Annotated in this window: 17 protein-coding genes and 1 tRNA gene; 14 read left to right on the top strand and 4 right to left on the bottom strand. The window is 32.4% G+C overall.

The window, feature by feature from the left end; genetic code table 11:
• Nucleotides 1–6 precede the first annotated feature (6 nt).
• From Q0820_RS15325 to Q0820_RS15305, 5 genes are all read left to right on the top strand, one after another.
• Nucleotides 7–699, top strand: a complete 693-nt coding sequence (locus Q0820_RS15325; RefSeq protein WP_298488901.1) for a MotA/TolQ/ExbB proton channel family protein — start codon at nt 7–9, stop codon at nt 697–699.
• Nucleotides 700–710: 11 nt separating this feature from the next.
• On the top strand, nt 711–1,097 hold the full coding sequence (locus Q0820_RS15320; RefSeq protein WP_121068890.1) for a biopolymer transporter ExbD: 387 nt from the start codon (nt 711–713) through the stop codon (nt 1,095–1,097).
• On the top strand, nt 1,097–1,996 hold the full coding sequence (locus tag Q0820_RS15315) for an energy transducer TonB (RefSeq protein ID WP_298488899.1): 900 nt from the start codon (nt 1,097–1,099) through the stop codon (nt 1,994–1,996). Before Q0820_RS15320 ends, Q0820_RS15315 begins: the two co-directional genes overlap by 1 nt.
• Nucleotides 1,993–3,204, top strand: a complete 1,212-nt coding sequence (locus Q0820_RS15310) for a folylpolyglutamate synthase/dihydrofolate synthase family protein (RefSeq protein WP_298488897.1) — start codon at nt 1,993–1,995, stop codon at nt 3,202–3,204. The genes Q0820_RS15315 and Q0820_RS15310 overlap by 4 nt, the downstream gene beginning before the upstream one ends.
• A gap of 61 nt (nt 3,205–3,265) precedes the next feature.
• Nucleotides 3,266–3,340 (top strand) — tRNA-Val (locus tag Q0820_RS15305).
• Between the two features lie 325 nt (nt 3,341–3,665).
• On the opposite strand, the gene murF is transcribed toward Q0820_RS15305, so the two are convergent.
• The gene (murF, locus tag Q0820_RS15300) at nt 3,666–4,943 is read right to left on the bottom strand and encodes a UDP-N-acetylmuramoyl-tripeptide--D-alanyl-D-alanine ligase (RefSeq protein ID WP_298488895.1); all 1,278 of its coding nucleotides are present in this window, start codon (nt 4,941–4,943) and stop codon (nt 3,666–3,668) included.
• 66 nt (nt 4,944–5,009) lie between these two features.
• On the bottom strand, nt 5,010–6,677 hold the full coding sequence (gene gldJ, locus Q0820_RS15295) for a gliding motility lipoprotein GldJ (RefSeq protein WP_298488893.1): 1,668 nt from the start codon (nt 6,675–6,677) through the stop codon (nt 5,010–5,012).
• 454 nt (nt 6,678–7,131) lie between these two features.
• On the opposite strand from gldJ, the gene porV reads away from it, so the two are divergent.
• From porV to Q0820_RS15250, 9 genes are all read left to right on the top strand, one after another.
• Nucleotides 7,132–8,283, top strand: a complete 1,152-nt coding sequence (porV, locus tag Q0820_RS15290) for a type IX secretion system outer membrane channel protein PorV (RefSeq protein ID WP_298488891.1) — start codon at nt 7,132–7,134, stop codon at nt 8,281–8,283.
• Between the two features lie 133 nt (nt 8,284–8,416).
• Nucleotides 8,417–8,902 carry a cytidine deaminase gene (gene cdd, locus Q0820_RS15285; RefSeq protein WP_298488889.1) on the top strand — a complete coding sequence of 162 codons (486 nt, stop codon included), beginning with the start codon at nt 8,417–8,419 and terminating at the stop codon, nt 8,900–8,902.
• A 199-nt stretch (nt 8,903–9,101) separates the two neighbouring features.
• Nucleotides 9,102–10,100: a pyruvate dehydrogenase (acetyl-transferring) E1 component subunit alpha gene (pdhA, locus tag Q0820_RS15280; RefSeq protein ID WP_298488887.1), complete on the top strand. Its 999-nt coding sequence runs from the start codon at nt 9,102–9,104 to the stop codon at nt 10,098–10,100.
• Nucleotides 10,101–10,105: 5 nt separating this feature from the next.
• Nucleotides 10,106–11,713 carry a pyruvate dehydrogenase complex dihydrolipoamide acetyltransferase gene (locus tag Q0820_RS15275; protein WP_298488885.1) on the top strand — a complete coding sequence of 536 codons (1,608 nt, stop codon included), beginning with the start codon at nt 10,106–10,108 and terminating at the stop codon, nt 11,711–11,713.
• 82 nt (nt 11,714–11,795) lie between these two features.
• A complete protein-coding gene (locus tag Q0820_RS15270; protein WP_298488915.1) occupies nt 11,796–12,806 on the top strand; it encodes a M28 family peptidase in 1,011 nt (336 codons plus the stop codon).
• Nucleotide 12,807: 1 nt separating this feature from the next.
• Complete coding sequence (locus tag Q0820_RS15265; protein ID WP_298488883.1) at nt 12,808–13,488, top strand: SDR family NAD(P)-dependent oxidoreductase; 681 nt, start codon at nt 12,808–12,810, stop codon at nt 13,486–13,488.
• Nucleotides 13,489–13,562: 74 nt separating this feature from the next.
• Nucleotides 13,563–14,165, top strand: coding sequence for a SprT-like domain-containing protein (locus Q0820_RS15260; protein WP_298488882.1), 603 nt, complete (start codon nt 13,563–13,565; stop codon nt 14,163–14,165).
• Nucleotides 14,166–14,176: 11 nt separating this feature from the next.
• Complete coding sequence (locus Q0820_RS15255; RefSeq protein WP_298488881.1) at nt 14,177–15,256, top strand: mannose-1-phosphate guanylyltransferase; 1,080 nt, start codon at nt 14,177–14,179, stop codon at nt 15,254–15,256.
• A 15-nt stretch (nt 15,257–15,271) separates the two neighbouring features.
• A complete protein-coding gene (locus tag Q0820_RS15250; RefSeq protein ID WP_298488879.1) occupies nt 15,272–16,735 on the top strand; it encodes a DUF389 domain-containing protein in 1,464 nt (487 codons plus the stop codon).
• On the opposite strand, the gene Q0820_RS15245 is transcribed toward Q0820_RS15250, so the two are convergent.
• Nucleotides 16,732–17,499: an ATP-binding cassette domain-containing protein gene (locus tag Q0820_RS15245; RefSeq protein ID WP_298488877.1), complete on the bottom strand. Its 768-nt coding sequence runs from the start codon at nt 17,497–17,499 to the stop codon at nt 16,732–16,734. The two genes, Q0820_RS15250 and Q0820_RS15245, sit on opposite strands and share 4 nt — an antisense overlap.
• The gene (locus tag Q0820_RS15240) at nt 17,499–18,236 is read right to left on the bottom strand and encodes an ABC transporter permease (RefSeq protein WP_298488875.1); all 738 of its coding nucleotides are present in this window, start codon (nt 18,234–18,236) and stop codon (nt 17,499–17,501) included. The genes Q0820_RS15245 and Q0820_RS15240 overlap by 1 nt, the downstream gene beginning before the upstream one ends.
• Nucleotide 18,237: the final 1 nt, after the last annotated feature.

Raw genomic sequence — 18,237 nt, 5'->3', positions numbered from 1 at the left:
AATTATATGTTATTATTTCAAGATTTAGCGCAAGATTCTGCCGCTGGAGATGTACTCTCCGAAGAGAAAACATTATCTGTAATAGATTTAATTTTTAATGGTGGTACAGGTAGTGTAATAATTATATCTGTATTGTTTATTATGCTTGCAGTTGCTTTATATATTTATTTTGAAAGATTGTTGGCAGTAAATGCAGCTTCTAAAATAGATAAAAATTTCATGAACCAAATTCGTGATTATGTAACAAATGGTAAGCTAGAAGCTGCTAAATTATTATGTGCGCAAACAGATTCTCCGGTAGCAAGATTAACAGAAAAAGGGGTTTCTAGAATAGGAAAACCTTTAGATGATATTAATACCGCAATTGAAAATGCAGGTACATTAGAAGTATATAAGTTAGAAAAGAATGTAAGTGTTTTGGCTACAGTTGCTGGAGCTGCACCTATGATTGGTTTCTTAGGTACTGTTATTGGTATGATTTTGGCTTTCCATGAAATGGCAAGTAGTGGAGGGCAAGCAGAGATGGGATCTTTAGCATCTGGTATTTATACCGCTATGACAACCACTGTAGCAGGTCTTATTGTTGGTATTATTGCTTATATGGGTTATAACCATTTAGTGAATAGAACAGATAAAGTAGTACATAAGATGGAGGCTAATGCTGTAGAGTTCTTAGATTTATTAAATGAACCTCTATAGGATTTATAAGTATGAAATTAAAAGGAAGAAATAAAGTAAGTCCAGACTTTAGCATGTCCTCAATGACAGATATAGTGTTTCTGTTGTTGATATTTTTTATGCTTACTGCTAACTCGCCTAATGCTTTAGATTTGTTATTACCTAAAGCAAAAGGGAAATCTACTAATACACAGAATGTATCTGTTAGTATAGATAAGAATTTACAATACTACGTTAATAATGAAAGAATTAACGGAGAATACATTGAAATTGAATTAAAAAAGGCACTAGAAGGACAAGAAAAACCCACTATTATTCTTAGAGCAGAAGAAAGTGTTGCTATTAAAGAGGCAGTAAACGTTATGGATATTGCAAATAGAAATAGTTATAAGGTTATTTTGGCGGTGCGACCAAATTAATGGCATTTTTAGACACTAAACACAAGAAAAATTCTTTTACAATAACCACACTTTTGTTAAGTGTGCTATTACTTGTGCTTTTTTATATAGGTCTTACCTATATGGATCCTCCTGAGGAAAACGGAATTTCTGTAAATTTTGGAACTACGAGTTTTGGTAGCGGAAAAGTACAGCCTAAAGAAAAAATTAGGTCAGAACCTTTAGATAGTCCTCCAGAAGAAACTATGCAAGAAGAAGTTGTGGAAGAACAAATTCAAGAGCAGGTTCCTGAGCAGCATATCGCAGAAGAAACTCCAGCAGAAAAAGTATTAACACAAGAGAGTGAAGAGTCTATAAGGATAAAGCAACAGCAACAAGCAAAGAAAAAAGCAGATGATGCTGCAAAAAAAGCTAAAGCAGAAGCAGCAAGAGTTGCTAAAGAAAAACGGGATGCTGAAGAAAAAATAAGAAAGGAAAAAGCGGCAAAGAAAGCAAAGTTAGATGCTATGATGGGTGGTTTAAATAAATCTGACGGCACTGCATCAGGAAGTGAAGGAGATGATAATAGAGCAGGGGATAAAGGGCAACCAGATGGAGATCCTTATGCAACTAGTTATTATGGTAGTCCAGGTTCAGGAACTGGAACTGGCGGTTATGGGTTAAATGGAAGGTCTTTAGTTAATAAAGGTAAAGTTGCACAAGAGTGTAATGAGTCTGGTAGGGTAGTTGTTAAAATTATTGTAGATAGAAACGGTAAGGTTATAAGTGCAACACCCGGTGTTAAAGGCACGACAAACAATAGTGATTGTTTACTAGAGCCGGCAAAAAGAACGGCATTTATGCATAAATGGAATTTAGATTCTAATGCGCCAAGTAAACAAGTTGGCTTTGTTGTTGTTAATTTTAAACTAGGAGAGTGACCTATTTAGAAACACTAGATTGGATGTTTACGCAACTTCCAATGTATCAAGAAAAAGGTAAATCTGCCTTTAATGGAAAGTTAGATAATATTAAGAGTTTAGCGTTCCATTTAAAAAATCCGCATAAAAAATTTAAGAGTATCCATGTAGCTGGGACTAATGGTAAAGGTTCTAGTAGTCATATGTTAGCTTCTGTTCTGCAAGAAGCTGAGTATAAGGTTGGTTTATATACATCGCCACACTTAAAGGACTTTAGAGAGCGTATACGTATTAATGGAGAGCCGGTATCAGAAACGTATGTTGTAAACTTTGTAAAGGAAAATCAATCTTTTTTTGAAGAAAATAAACTTTCTTTTTTTGAGATGACAGTAGGTATGGCTTTTGCTTATTTTGAAAAAGAAAAAGTAGATATAGCTATAGTTGAAGTTGGTTTAGGTGGTAGGTTAGATTCTACGAACATAATTAAGCCAGAAGCTTCTTTGATTACAAATATAGGTTTAGATCATACTGATATGTTAGGAGATACTTTACCAAAAATAGCTTTTGAAAAAGCAGGGATTATAAAAGAGAATATTCCAGTTGTTATTAGTGAATACCAAGAGGAAACAGCTAATGTTTTTAATGATATAGCTAAAAAGAATAATGCAGAAATAATTTTTGCATCTACTTTGGATACTAAAGAATATATAACTGATTTATTAGGATCGTATCAAACAAAAAATATAAAAGGGGTAGTAACTCTTTTAAAGGTTTTAAAGACTTTTAAAGTCACAGAAGAGAATATTGAGCAAGGTTTAAAAAATGTAGTAGGTAATACAGGTTTATTAGGTAGGTGGCAAGTACTAGGCTCTAAACCTTTATTAGTTTGTGATACTGCTCATAACCAAGAGGGATTAAAATTAGTTGTTGATCAGATAAAAAAACAGAATTACACAGATTTACATATTGTTTTAGGTTTTGTAAAAAATAAGAAATTAGAAACGGTATTGCCGTTATTTCCAAAAAATGCAAAATATTATTTTTGTATGCCAAATATTTTTAGAGGATTAAATGAGGGTGATTTAAAAAGTAAAGCGAAACTTTTTGATTTAAACGGGAGTGTATATAACTCAGTCTCAGAAGCTTTAAATACAGCAAAGAAAAATGCAAAAGAATCTGACTTTATTTTTGTTGGAGGGAGTAATTTTGTAGTTGCAGAAATAGTTTAAAATTTTTCTTTTTTTCTTTGGGTAAACCAAAAACTATTATATATTTGCACACCCTTAACAAGGGCTCTTAGCTCAGTTGGTTCAGAGCACCTGCCTTACAAGCAGGGGGTCACTGGTTCGAATCCAGTAGGGCCCACAGTAATTAAAAGCTTCCAATTTTTTTGGAAGCTTTTTTTGTTTTATTAGTGTCCCGTCCTAAAATAAGGGATCAAGGGATCAAGTCAAAAAGTTGTGGGATTTAAGAATTAGGCAAAAATATTAGATAGTCTGAAAAGAAAGAATTCAATGTTTCTAACACCTCTGAATTGTGCCTATAATATTCCCAAACTTGCCTCGATGGGGAAAGTTTGAATATCTTTTTCTGCTGAGTACTCCTTGGTCTTGTCCTTGAGAAATTTAATGCCTAATTAAAAAAGAGATGAGTTTGTTTAATTGATTTAGGTTTAATTCTTTTAAAGTTGTTATATAATATCAAGAATTCTTTCTAAAGCCATACCTCTTGAGCCTTTAATTAATATAGTGGAATTTTCAGGTAAGTTATTTTCTTTTAAATATAATTTAAGGGATTCAAAAGAATTAAATTTTTGTAAATTAGTTTTGGTCCGATTAAAATTTTCACCAATTAAGTACACCGAATTAAAATTTAATTTTTGTGCTAAATCAGCAATATTTTGGTGTTCTTCCTGAGAGGTTTTTCCAAGCTCAAACATATCGCCTAAAAACAATACTTTAGTATTATCTTTAAGAGTGCTAAAATTTTCTAATGCAGCAGTCATACTAGTTGGGTTGGCATTATAAGCATCTAGAATAATTTTATACTCTTTTTTTTCTATTATTTGAGAACGATTGTTTTCAGGAGTATAACTTTCAATAGCTTTTTGGATTGCAGGTAAAGCAATGGAAAAATATTTACCAATAACTATAGCTGCACAGCTGTTTGTAAAATTATATTTCCCTATAAGTTTAGTGTTAATAATAGTTTTTTCAACATGAATAGATACAAATGGGGAGGCACTTAAAAGTATTATATTGTAATATTCTTTTTGTTCTTGAGAAAAGCCAAATTTTTGTATATAAGTATCTAGTTTTTCTTTTTGTATAGGGTCATCGGCATTTAAAAATACTTTTTTTTTGTTAGTGGTTAAATAATCATATAACTCACTTTTCCCTTCAATAACGCCTTCTAAACTGCCAAAGCCTTCTAAATGTGCTTTTCCAAAATTTGTGATATAACCATAATCAGGCTCTGCAATAGAGCATAAAAAGGCAATTTCCTTTTTATGATTAGCGCCCATTTCTACAACAGCAATTTCTGTGTCTTCTTTAATAGATAATAAAGTTAAAGGAACTCCAATATGATTATTTAAATTTCCTTTAGTAGCAATGGTTTTATATTGTGTAGATAATACAGCATTTATAAGTTCTTTTGTGGTGGTTTTTCCATTACTACCAGTTATGCTAATGATTTTAGCGCTACAATAATTCCTATGATAATTGGCAAGTTGTTGTAGTGTAGTAAGAGCGTTATTAACTAAAATAATGTCTTTATTATTGACATATTCTTTTTCATCTACAATAGCTAAGAATGCTCCTTTAGAAAGCGCTTCTTTTGCGTACGCGTTACCATTAAAGTTATCCCCTTTTAAGGCGAAGAAAATACTGTTTTTGCTTATTTTTCTTGTGTCTGTACTAACTAATTTATGGTCTAAAAAGTGCTGGTGTAGTTCTTGTATTGTCATGATTCGAAGATATAAAAAAAGCCCTTTTTTAAAAGGGCTTTTTAATCAATTTATTTTAAAGAAGTATTATTTTGCTTTCTTACCTCTTATTGTTTTGTTTTTGGTTTTAGATTTGGAACCAACTCTAGACATTGCGCATCTAAATCCAATATAATCTGTTGCCATATATTGTGGCATATATCTTCTTTGCGCAGGATCTAACCAATATGCTCTATCTCTCCAAGAACCTCCTTTAAAGACTCTTACTTCATCATTAATTAATGATGTTCTGTTGTTAGATTGGTCGTATTGTCTTGTAATTACACCAGCAGAATCTCTTTGTACGGAGTGCTTAGGAGCATCGTACATTTTTCTTTGGTTTTCTTCATCCTCATCATCACTAAACCTATCATAGAATCTTGAAGAACTAGCATCACCATCTCTATAACCTCTATTATCACTAGAAGAAAAGTTTGTTCTTAAATAAGTTTCTTCTTCATCCACAGGAACCATTTTAATTTCTCCAGGTAAATTTAAAGCAACTATTTTTCCGTTTGGTAATGTATCGTAAACAATAGAGTCTCTTAATACATTTACTTTGCCGTCTTTTCCAATAGCAGTTTTCATGTAAATATTTCCTCTGTAGTAGTTAAAATCACTTACCTCGTCATCTACTATAGGTCTATATACATCAGAAACCCACTCGGCAACATTACCAGCCATATCATATAAGCCTAAATCATTTGGTTTGTAAGACATTACTTGAGCTGTAATATCTGCTCCATCATCAGACCATCCAGCAATTCCGCCGTAATCACCTTTACCTTGTTTAAAGTTCGCTAACTGATCTCCACGACCAACACGTTGTCCGTTTCTAGTATAATCACCATCCCATGGATATTTTTTTCTACCTCTGTAGTTGTTATATTCTCTAGTTCCAGATTGTGCTTGTGCAGCATATTCCCATTCTGTTTCCGTGGGTAATCTATACTCTGGCATAATAACACCACTACTTCTGTTTGCAAAAGAGCTAGTACTATCTTTTTTCATTTTTCCTTGTAGAGAATCTATTTGACCATTATAAACAGACTCAGGTCTATTTAAGTAAGCTTCTGTGTTAAAAGTACCTGCATCTTCTCCAGTTAATGCTTTGTATTTAGCATCTTTAGCTAAATATCCTTCTCTCTCTAGCATAACTTCATTAACTCTGTCAGTTCTCCATTCCGCAAATTGAGTAGCCTGTATCCAGTTTACACCAACTACTGGGTACTCTGCATAGGCAGGATGACGCAAGTAATTGTTTGTCATAGTTTCATTAAAACCTAATCGGTTTCTCCAAACTAAGGTATCTGGTAAAGCACCTTTGTAAATATTTGCATATTTAGGATTTTCAGGTGGGTATACACTTTTTAGGTAATCTAAGTACTCTAAATACATAACATTGGTTACCTCTGTTTCATCCATATAAAAGGATTGTACATGCTGAGAAGTGGGGGTGTTGTTCCAATCGTGCATTACATCATCTTGTACTTTACCCTTAGTAAAAGTACCACCTTCAATAAACACAAGACCAGGAGCAGTTTCTTGCTCTTTAAAATCTGAGTTGTATTGGAAACCTCCTTCTTTAGCATTTATTTTCCAGCCGGTAGCTCTCGATACATTCTTTGATGATGAAGATTTTTTACAGCTGGTAACTGAAAAACCTCCCGCTATTACGGCACATGAGAGTACAACTTTAATAAACTGTTTTTTCATAATTAGGACTTGAGTTCAAATTGTTTACCACATTATATATGGTATTGAAATTTGTATTTAGATTAATTTTAGTCTTACTTTCGGCTTATAAAACGACGATTTGTGTATAATATTTTATAGAATAAAAATATTTTTTAAATCATGCTTGAGAACTATAAGTCTTAAAAGACGTGGTTTAGAATTTATAACGCCTTATTTTCTTTTCTAGTATTAGAAAGCGTATTCTTTTTCAATAATATTGTTTAAGGAATAATAACTTGTTTTGGGCTATTAATAGTGGGGTGATGTTCCTTTTTAAACACTTGAGATATTTTTCTTACAAAATTATTTATAAAATGTTAAGTGGTTATACAAGATATTTTTAAAATGGTCGTTTACCATTTGTATACATATGTTTTAATGTTATTCATCTATAAGTATTACAGTATTAAATAGAAATCAACCCCTTTATAAAATGAGAATATTTTCATTACTTTTTTTACTAGTTTTTGTGATTAAAATAAACGCGCAAGACTCAGACCGTGTAATAACCACAGCAGTTCCTTTTTTAACAATTGCTTCTGATGCAAGAGCAGCAGGTATGGGAGATATGGGTGTAGCAACATCTACGGATGCTTTTTCACAACAATGGAATCCGGCAAAGTTTGCATTTGCGGAACGTAAAATGGGTATAGGTGTAAGTTATACGCCATATCTAGAAAGTATAATTACAGACATAGCATTGTTAAATGCTAGTTATTATAATAAATTAAACGAGCGTAGTGCTTTTGCAGTTAGTTTACGTTATTTTACTTTAGGTGAAATAGAGTTAAGGCAATTTGCAAACGATCCAGGGACTCTTGCAAAGCCTAATGAATTAGCAATAGACGGTTCTTATTCTTTAAAGTTAAGTGAAGAGTTTTCTATGGCTGTTGGAGGTAGATACATAAGGTCTAATTTAAAAATACCGCAAACATCAGGTTCTGAAGATTCGCAGGCAGCTAGTTCATTTGCTGTAGATATAGCAGGATATTACCGTTCTAAAGAAAAGGCCTATGAGAGTTTTGACGGTCGCTGGAGAGCAGGTTTTAATATTTCTAATCTAGGAGGTAAAATTCAATATGACGCTGGAGGGCAAGAAAACTTTTTGCCAACTAATTTAAAATTTGGAGTTGGTTTTGATTTTATATTAGATCAAGATAATACTATAGGAATAACATCAGAATTTAATAAATTATTAGTGCCAACTCCGCAAGATTTTAATAATGATGGAGAGGTAAATGGAGAAGATAATGATGAATACCAAAATATAGGAGCTTTTCAAGGGGTTTTTAAATCTTTTGGAGATGCGCCAGATGGTTTTGGGGAAGAGTTAAAAGAGTTTACATGGGCTTTAGGAGCAGAGTATGTGTACCAAGATTCTTTTATGATAAGAACAGGTTACTTTAATGAGAGTGAAGAAAAGGGTTCTAGAAAGTTTTTTACTTTAGGTGCAGGTTTTAGATTTAATTCTGCTCAGATAGATTTATCGTATTTATTTTCTACTTCGCAGGTAAGAAATCCTTTGGAAAATACATTGCGTTTTTCTCTAACTTTTAATTTAGGAGAAGAGTTCTATAATGATTAAAACCACAGTATAAATTATAAAAAAACTACACAATAGTGTGGTTTTTTTTTGCGCTAATTTTAAGTTAGCTTGCTATTTTGAAAAAAATATAAGCTAACTTGTATTCTAAATTTTAAATAAGTGGCATTCTTTTATGATAAAGAAAAAAGTGAGTTTTGATATTTCTGTCTTTTCTTCTATTGATGAGTTGGGAGATAGAGATGAAAAATTAATGAAACGAGCAATAGAAGCAAGAAAAAATGCGTATTCCCCATATTCTAATTTTACTGTAGGTGCAGCTGTTCTTTTAGAAAATGGCGAAATAGTATTAGGTAATAATCAAGAAAATGCTGCGTATCCATCTGGTTTATGTGCAGAACGTGTTGCGGTTTTTTACGCAGGCGCTAATTATCCAGGAGTTAAAATAAAAGCTATTGCAATTACGGCAACATCAATTAATTATAAAGTAGATGCACCAGCAGCTCCATGTGGTAATTGTAGGCAAGCAATTTCAGAATATGAAATAAATCAAGAAAGTCCTATAGAATTGTTTTTGATGGGAGAAACTGGTAAAGTAATAAAATGCAATGCAATAGCAGATATTTTGCCATTGGCATTTACAAGTAGTTTTTTGTTGTAAAGTATCCTTAAGTAGTTTATTATATAAAAGGATAAGACATTTTTTAACAAAAGCTATTTTAAAGGTTAATTTTTACCTGTACGTTTTAGTTTATTTTTTTTTATCCATTAATTAATATGTGTATTTTTGCTCTCTGTAACTGGAGAGCCAATTAGTTTATTCGGCCAATTATATAGAATCCTAATTAAAGACCTGATTAATGGAAAAAATTACTAAAGAAACCTACCTAAATTGGTACAAAGACATGCTGTTTTGGAGAAAGTTTGAAGACAAACTAGCAGCAGTATATATACAACAAAAAGTAAGAGGGTTTCTTCATTTATATAATGGACAAGAAGCAGTTTTAGCCGGAGCTTTGCATGCTATGGATTTAACTAAAGATAGAATGATAACTGCTTACAGAAATCATGTGCAGCCAATAGGGATGGGTGTAGACCCTAAAAGAGTAATGGCAGAGCTTTATGGAAAAGTTACTGGAACATCTAAAGGTATGGGTGGTTCTATGCATATTTTCTCTAAAGAACATAGATTCCACGGAGGACACGGTATTGTAGGTGGTCAAATTCCATTAGGAGCTGGTATGGCTTTCGGAGATAAGTATCATGGTAGTGACGCTGTTACTTTATGTTATATGGGAGATGGTGCTGTTAGACAGGGTTCATTACATGAAACATTTAATTTAGCAATGCTATGGAACTTACCAGTTGTTTTCGTTTGTGAAAATAATGGGTATGCTATGGGTACATCTGTATCACGTACAGCATCTCATGAAGAAATTTGGAAATTAGGATTAGGGTATGAAATGCCTTGTGGACCTGTAGATGGGATGAATCCAGTTACGGTTGCGCAAGAAATGAGTAAAGCAATAGAAAGAGCAAGAAGTGGTGGTGGACCAACTTTCTTAGAAATGAAAACATATCGCTATAGAGGACACTCTATGTCCGATGCGCAACATTATAGAACAAAAGAAGAGGTAGAGGAGTACAAGAAAATTGATCCTATTACCCAAGTTCTAGACGTTATAAAAGAAAATAAATACGCTACAGATGAAGAAATTAAGCAAGTGGCTAAAGATGTGAAGGCATTAGTTTCTGAATGTGAAAAATTTGCTGAAGAGTCTGATTATCCTCCAATAAACCAATTATACGATATGGTTTATGAGCAAGAAGATTTTCCTTTTGTAGAACATAAAAAATAAGTAAAATGGCAATAGTAATTAATATGCCTCGCCTCAGTGATACAATGGAGGAAGGTACAGTGGCCAAATGGCTTAAGAATGTAGGGGATAAAGTAGAAGAAGGCGATATCCTAGCAGAAATAGAAACGGATAAAGCTACAATGGAGTTTGAGTCTTTTAACGAAGGTACATTACTTCATATAGGAATTGCCGAAGGTGATGGTGCTCCAGTAGATACTTTATTAGCTATAATAGGGGAAGAAGGAGAAGATATTTCTGGTTTGTTGAACGGTGGAGGAGCAACAGAAGCTGCTGCTGAAACTGTTGCAGAGGTAGCTCCTGTAGAAGAAGCACCAGCTGTGGCATCTGCAGAAATTCCTGAAGGAGTTGTAATTGTAAATATGCCAAGGCTTAGTGATACCATGGAAGAAGGTACTGTTGCTTCATGGTTAAAAAATGTTGGAGATAAAGTAGAAGAAGGAGATATCCTAGCAGAAATAGAAACGGATAAAGCTACTATGGAATTTGAGTCTTTTAATGAAGGAACTCTTTTACATATTGGTGTTGCCGAAGGAGAAGGTGCTCCTGTAGATACTTTACTTGCTATAATTGGCCCAGCAGGGACAAATGTAGATGGTTTGTTAAATGGTGCTCCTGTAGCTGCTGCTCCAAAAGCAGAATCTAAAGAGGAAAAACCTGTTGCTAAAAAAGAAGCAGCTCCAGTAAAAGAAACGCAAACGGTAAATAATGGAGGAAGAGTTTTTGCTTCGCCATTAGCTAAAAAAATTGCAAAGGATAAAGGAATTAACTTAAGTGAAGTTAAAGGTTCTGGAGATCAAGGAAGAATAGTTAAGAAAGATGTAGAAGAGTTTACTCCTTCTAAATCTACTTCAGTTGCGCCAGCCGCAGTTGCTGTAGCAAGTGCTGCTCCAATTATACTGCCAGTAGGAGAAGAAAGCTCAGAAGAAGTAAAAAATTCTTCTATGCGTAAAACTATAGCAAAAGTATTAGTTAATTCTAAGACATCTGCACCACACTTTTATTTAACAATTGAAGTAGATATGGATAATGCAAAAGCATCTAGAGCACAAATAAATAGTTTGCCAGATACTAAAGTATCTTTTAATGATTTAGTAGTAAAGGCATGTGCTATGGCTTTACAAAAGCATCCACAAGTAAATACTTCATGGAATGGAGATACTACTAGGTATAATAAGCATATTAGTGTAGGTGTTGCAGTTGCGGTAGATGAAGGTCTAGTGGTTCCAGTCTTAAAGTTTACAGACCAAATGAGTTTGTCTCAGATAGGGGCTTCTGTAAAAGAATTGGCTGGTAAAGCAAGAAATAAAAAGTTAACTCCATCAGAAATGGAAGGAAGTACTTTTACGGTTTCTAACTTAGGTATGTTTGGAATTACAGAATTTACTTCTATAATAAATCAACCAAATTCGGCAATTTTATCAGTAGGAGCTATTGTGCAAAAGCCTGTAGTTAAAAACGGAGAAATAGTTGTAGGAAATACAATGAAAGTTACTTTGGCTTGTGATCATAGAACTGTAGATGGTGCTGTAGGAGCTCAATTTTTAATGACGTTGAGGTCTTATTTAGAAAATCCTGTAACTATGTTAGCATAAAACTGCTAAAACATAAATAGTCTTAAAAAGCATTCAGGTTTATCTGGATGCTTTTTTTATCTTTAAAACTTAAAAAAATATGATGTATAGACTTGTTGTATTATTTTGTGTAATTCTTTTCTATGGTTGTGGCGCAACAAAATTAAAAGAAACTAATATTTCTAATATTGAAAGCATAAACCCTAAGGTTACTGAAAATATTAATAAAAAAGAAAACACTAAGGACACTACTTTATCTTCTAATACAGAAGAGGTTTTTAGAATAATGTCATATTTAGCTTCGGATGATTTGCAAGGGAGAGATTCTGGAAGTGAAGGAATAGAAAAAGCAGCAGTTTTTATAGAAAATGAATTTAAAGAAAATGGGATAGCACCTTATTTTTTAACCTATAGAGATACTATTTCTAATTTTAAAAAATCTGCATATAATATTGTAGGTTACCTAGAGGGTAATGACCCAGAACTAAAAAAGGAATTTCTTATAATTGGAGCGCATTATGACCATATAGGGCAAATACCTGGAACTACAGATGTAATTGCAAATGGCGCAAATGATAATGCTTCTGGTACTGCAACAGTAGTAGAGATTGCTCGTTATTTTGGAAATTCAAAGAAAAATAAACGTAGTATATTATTTGTTTTATTTACCGCAGAAGAAAAAGGTTTATTAGGATCTAAACATTTGGCGAAAAGGTTAAAAAAGGAAATTTTTAATTTATACACGATGTTAAACTTTGAAATGGTGGGAGTGCCTTTAATAGGAAAAGATTACTTAATGTATGTTACGGGTTACGAGTCTTCTAATTTAGCAGAGGTAGGTAATACGTATGCGAAAGAGAAATTAATAGGTTTTTTACCAAAGGCAAAGGAATTTAATTTATTTAAAAGATCGGATAATTTTCCTTTTCATCAAGAATTTAATGTGCCATCGCAAACTTTTTGCACTTTCGATTTTACAAACTTTAATCACTACCATAAAGTAGGAGATGAAGTTGAGTTAATAGATTTTAATCATATGGTGAATGTTATAAATAAATCAATCCCTATGATTGAGGCTATTGCGAATTCTACTACTAAAGAAATAAAATATTAAAATGGCAAATGTTATAATAACAGGAACAAGTCGTGGAATAGGATTTGAGCTTGCAAAACTTTTTGCAAAAGAAGGTCATAATGTTTTAGCATTATCAAGAAATAGTAAATCAATTAATGATTTAAATAATAAACTAATAACTGCTATCCCTTTTGATTTAAATAGAAAAGAGGATTATACACTTGTAACAGAATTCTTAACTGAAAATTGGAAGACTGTTGATGTTTTAATTAATAATGCAGGAGCTTTATTAAATAAGCCTTTTTTAGAAATTTCTACAGAGGAGTTTATTAATGTTTACAAAGTAAACGTTTTTGGCGTTGCAGAAATAACCAAAACAGTATTACCTTTTATTAAAAAAGAAGGACATGTTTTAACTATAAGTTCTATGGGAGGTGTACAAGGGAGCGTTAAGTTTCCTGGTTTATCTGCATATAGTTCTAGTAAAGGAGCAGTAATTACATTAACAGAGCTATGGGCAGAAGAGTTTAAAGAAAACGGTCCATCTTTTAATGTTTTGGCACTAGGAGCTGTACAGACCGAAATGCTAGAAGAAGCATTTCCTGGATATGAAGCGCCAACAACAGCTATAGAAATGGCAACCTATATTAAAGAATTTTCTTTAAACGGACAGAAATTTTACAATGGTAAAATGCTTCAGGTCTCTAACAGCACGCCTTAGGTATAATTTTCTTAGATTACTTTAAATTATATATAATTTAATTTTTAATCTTTTTATATATTATTTTTGATATAATGGAAAGTACACTCGTAAAATATTTGCCGGAGAGGGCTGTAACCTTGTGTGCGGAACTTATAAAAACTAACGAAGTTCATTTAAAAATAGTGAATGAGCGTGTTACAAGGCATGGGGATTATAGGAGGTTAGCAAACGGTCAACATCAAATTACCGTAAATGTTACTCTAAATAAATATCGTTTTTTAATTACGTTAGTTCATGAGATAGCTCATTTAGTAGCTTTTGAGAAATATGGACGTTCTATTAAGCCTCATGGTTTAGAGTGGAAAAAAACATTTCAATTTCTAATGTTACCGTTTATAAGACCTGAGATTTTTCCGTCATCAATTCTACCATTAATTGCAAAGCATTTTAAAAATCCTAAGGCAAGTAGTAGTACAGATGCGAATTTGTCTATAGCATTAAAGAAGTACGACGCACAACAATCAGAAAATTCCTACGTTTTTGAAATACCTATTGGAAGTATTTTTAGAATTTACAATGGTAAATTATACAAAAAAGGAAATAAGAGAGTTAAAAGAATAGAATGTATTGAAGTTGCAACAGGAAGAATGTTTCTTTTTCAGCCCAATGCAGAAGTAGAATTAATAAAAGATTAAAATTAATAATAATGAATAAGAATTATTACGCCGTGTTAATGGCCGGAGGAGTTGGGTCTCGTTTTTGGCCTATAAGCACATCAGAATATCCTAAGCAATTTCATGATATGTTGGGTACAGGAACCACGTTAATTCAAAAAACGTTTCAGAGGTTAAATAAATTTGTTCCTACAGAGAATATTCTTATTCTAACAAATGCTAGGTATAATGATTTGGTTTTGGAGCAATTACCAATGGTTTCTCAAGAGCAAGTGGTTCTAGAGCCTGCTATGCGTAATACTGCACCATGTATTTTATATGCTTCATTAAAAATTCAGAAAATGAATCCTAATGGCGTTATGATAGTTGCACCAAGTGATCACTGGATAGAAGATGAAGATGCTTTTACAAAAGATGTTACGGCATGTTTTGAAAAGTGCGAAAAAGAAGAAGCTCTTTGTACTTTAGGTATTAAACCCAGTTTTCCTAATACAGGATTTGGTTATATAGAGTATAATAAAGAGAGTACTTCAGATATTAAAGAAGTAAATCAATTTAGAGAAAAACCAGATTACGAAACTGCAAAAGATTTCTTAGCACAAGGGAATTTCTTGTGGAATGCGGGAATTTTTATGTGGAGTGTTTCTACTATTGTAAATGCTTTTAAGAACTTTCAGCCTAGTCAATATACTTTATTTGAAAAGGGTATAGCAGTTTATAATACACCTGAAGAACAGGAATTTATAAATGAAAATTACCCAAAGGCAGAAAATATATCTATAGATTATGCTATTTTAGAACAATCTAAAGCAATTTATGTTTTACCAGCTACTTTTGATTGGAATGATTTAGGAACTTGGGGGTCTTTATATGATAAGTTAGATAAAGATTCAGAAAATAATGCAATTGTAAATAGTAAAGTAATTTTAGAAGACGCACAGGGCAACATGATACGATCTCCAAAAGGAAAAATTGTTGTGGTTGATGGTTTAAATGATTATATTATTGTGGATAAAGAAGAAGTTCTTTTAATTTACCCAAAAACTAAAGAGCAAGATATTAAGAAAGTTTTAAGTAAAGTTAAAGATACTTATGGTGAAGAGTATGCTTAATTAAGAGTGGAAAATTTGGATAAAGAGAATTTAGAGAACCCAGTAGAAGAGGTTAGCAGTAAGGAAGTAAAAAAAGACTTTCAAGGGCTTTTAGGTAGTGTAAAACAGTTTTTAAAAGAATTGTTAGATATTCGTCAGAATACAGATTTAGACGCCACCAAAGAAGCTATTATTGCAGATATACCATTTAAAGGGCATACTTCTTGGATTCTCATTTGTTCTATATTTATTGCCTCTATAGGTTTAAATGCAAACTCTACTGCTGTTGTAATTGGAGCCATGTTAATATCTCCACTTATGGGGCCAATTTTAGGGATAGGAATGTCATTGGCTATAAATGATATTGACACATTACGAAGATCTTTAAAGAACTTTGCTGTAATGGTGGTTCTTAGTATACTTACTGCCTATTTGTTTTTTGTTTTATTCCCGCTAAGAGATGAGTCATCAGAATTATTGGCTCGTACAGCTCCAGATATTAGAGATGTTCTTATCGCTTTTTTTGGAGGTTTAGCATTGGTAATTGCACGCGCAAAAAAAGGAACCATGGCTTCGGTTATTTTTGGTGTTGCTATTGCTACTGCCTTAATGCCACCGTTATGTACCGTTGGTTTTGGTTTAGCAATAACTAATTACCAATATGCAGCTGGTGCAATGTATTTATTCTGTATTAATACCATTTTTATTGCTTTAGCAACATTCTTGGTATTAAAATTATTGCGTTTTCCAATGGTACGTTATGTAAATTCTCAAAAGAGAAGGCGTATTGCTAGAATAGCGTCTTTAGTTGCAATTTTAGTAATGATACCTGCGGGTATAACTTTTTGGGATGCATTACAAGAGTCTCTTTTTAGGAAACAAGCACAAAATTTTATTGCCGAAAAAGTAGCGCCATACCAATTCTCTGGCTCTGGTAGGTTTATGGAAGATTTTACAGATATTGAGTTTAATGGAGGAAAAGAACCATTTATTGAGTTGGTTTTTATGGGTAATGAAACTATTCCTGATAATGTTATTGCCACTTGGAATAAGCAAAAGAACGAAGCGGAAGGATTTTCAAGATTAAGAAATGCAGAATTGCAAATTATTCAAGGTTCTAAAAGTGAAGAAGGAGATCAATTAAAGTATGTAGAAGAATTATATACTTCACAAAAAAATGAGCTTTTAGGGAAAGATGAAAAAATTAAATTATTAGAATCTGAACTTAAAAGACTTAATAAATTGAATGCGAAACAAATTCCATTTCAAGAGATTAGTGCAGAAGCAGAAACTAACTATGATAATTTGGAGTATTTAGCTTTTTCAAACGCAATAAGAACAGATTTTAAGAAATTAGATACGGTATCTGTTTTTGAAGCAAAATGGAAACGAAATGCTAAAAGAGTTGAAATAATTAAGGAATCTAAGAAACTACATAATTGGCTTAAAATAAGACTAAAAGACAGTACAATTTTATTGACAGAAATAATCCAAGATTAGTTTCTTTCTTCAATATACATTTGTCTTACTTTTTTAAATAAATCAGAAGAATAAACAAAATCTGTTACCGCTTTGTTATCTGTTTTAAAAATCTCATGTTTAGTGCCTTCCCACTCTTTATGACCGTTTTTTAGGAATACTATTTTTTCTCCTATTTCCATAACGGAATTCATATCATGAGTATTTATTACGGTAGTTATATTAAATTCTTCCGTTATTTCTTTAATAAGGTTGTCTATAATAATAGAGGTTCTTGGGTCTAAACCAGAATTTGGTTCATCACAAAATAAGTATTTAGGGTTCATTACAATAGCACGAGCAATGGCAACTCTTTTTTGCATACCTCCAGAAATTTCGGATGGGTATTTGTGATGGGCATCAACAAGATTAACTCTTTTTAAAACAGTGTCTACACGGTCTTGCATTTCAGATTTAGCTTGTTTTGTAAACATTTCTAAGGGAAACATAACATTGCCAGATACTGTCATGGAATCAAACAAAGCACTGCCTTGAAAAACCATACCCATTTCTTGTCTTAAATTACGTTTTTCTTCTAAAGTTAAATCTCGGTATATTTTTCCATCATAAGAAATTGTTCCTTCTTCAGGCATAAAAAGCCCTAATAAGCATTTAAGAAAAACAGTTTTTCCAGAACCACTTTGCCCAATAATAAGGTTTGTTTTTCCTTTTTCAAATTGAGTTTCTACTCCCTTAAGAATATGTGTTCCATCAAAAGATTTGTGTATGTTGTCTACGTGTATCATTAGCCTAAAAGAAGTTGTGTTAATATATAATTTATAATGATAATTACAACACTTGTCCATACAAAAGAGGTGGTACTAGCTTTACCAACTTCTAAAGCACCACCTTTCATGTAAAAACCATGGTAAGATGGTATTGTAGCTAATACAAAAGCAAAGACCATTGTCTTAATAAAAGAATAGGTAATATGAAAAGGAATAAAGTCTAATTGTATGCCTTCAATAAAATCTGCACTAGTGCTAAAGCCTCCAAAAACTCCTGCAAACCAACCTCCAAAAATGCCCACATACATGGCAATTGCAATTATAAAGGGATACAACATTAATGCTACAATCTTCGGAAATACTAAATAGTTTAAAGCATTAACCCCCATAACTTCTAAGGCATCAATTTGTTCTGTTACTCGCATGGTTCCTATACTAGAAGTTATATAAGAACCTACTTTACCTGCCATAATTATAGAGCAAAAAGTAGGAGCAAATTCTAATATTATAGATTGTCTAGTAGCAAAACCAACTAAATTTTTTGGAATTAATTCACTAGTGATATTTAAAGCTGTTTGTATGGCAACTACACCTCCAATAAAGAAAGATATAAATATTAATATACCAAGAGAGCCATATATAAGTTCGTCAATCTCTTTGAGAATCAAAGACTTCATAATGCTCCATTTGGTAGGTTTTTTAAAAACCTCCTTTATCATTATTGCATAGCTACCAATTGATGCTAAATAATTCATT

Origin of the sequence: uncultured Maribacter sp. (assembly GCF_947495965.1) — a bacterium.
Taxonomy (GTDB): Bacteria; Bacteroidota; Bacteroidia; order Flavobacteriales; family Flavobacteriaceae; genus Maribacter_B.
This window is presented reverse-complemented; position numbering and strand designations above follow the sequence as displayed.

Coding starts and splice junctions, on each gene's coding strand:
- Q0820_RS15260 (WP_298488882.1), top strand. CDS start 13,563: ATGGAAAGTACACTCGTAAAATATTTGCCGGAGAGGGCTGTAACCTTG.
- Q0820_RS15265 (WP_298488883.1), top strand. CDS start 12,808: ATGGCAAATGTTATAATAACAGGAACAAGTCGTGGAATAGGATTTGAG.
- Q0820_RS15240 (WP_298488875.1), bottom strand. CDS start 18,236: ATGAATTATTTAGCATCAATTGGTAGCTATGCAATAATGATAAAGGAG.
- Q0820_RS15320 (WP_121068890.1), top strand. CDS start 711: ATGAAATTAAAAGGAAGAAATAAAGTAAGTCCAGACTTTAGCATGTCC.
- Q0820_RS15245 (WP_298488877.1), bottom strand. CDS start 17,499: ATGATACACGTAGACAACATACACAAATCTTTTGATGGAACACATATT.
- pdhA (WP_298488887.1), top strand. CDS start 9,102: ATGGAAAAAATTACTAAAGAAACCTACCTAAATTGGTACAAAGACATG.
- murF (WP_298488895.1), bottom strand. CDS start 4,943: ATGACAATACAAGAACTACACCAGCACTTTTTAGACCATAAATTAGTT.
- Q0820_RS15325 (WP_298488901.1), top strand. CDS start 7: ATGTTATTATTTCAAGATTTAGCGCAAGATTCTGCCGCTGGAGATGTA.
- porV (WP_298488891.1), top strand. CDS start 7,132: ATGAGAATATTTTCATTACTTTTTTTACTAGTTTTTGTGATTAAAATA.
- Q0820_RS15275 (WP_298488885.1), top strand. CDS start 10,106: ATGGCAATAGTAATTAATATGCCTCGCCTCAGTGATACAATGGAGGAA.
- gldJ (WP_298488893.1), bottom strand. CDS start 6,677: ATGAAAAAACAGTTTATTAAAGTTGTACTCTCATGTGCCGTAATAGCG.
- cdd (WP_298488889.1), top strand. CDS start 8,417: ATGATAAAGAAAAAAGTGAGTTTTGATATTTCTGTCTTTTCTTCTATT.
- Q0820_RS15315 (WP_298488899.1), top strand. CDS start 1,097: ATGGCATTTTTAGACACTAAACACAAGAAAAATTCTTTTACAATAACC.
- Q0820_RS15255 (WP_298488881.1), top strand. CDS start 14,177: ATGAATAAGAATTATTACGCCGTGTTAATGGCCGGAGGAGTTGGGTCT.
- Q0820_RS15270 (WP_298488915.1), top strand. CDS start 11,796: ATGTATAGACTTGTTGTATTATTTTGTGTAATTCTTTTCTATGGTTGT.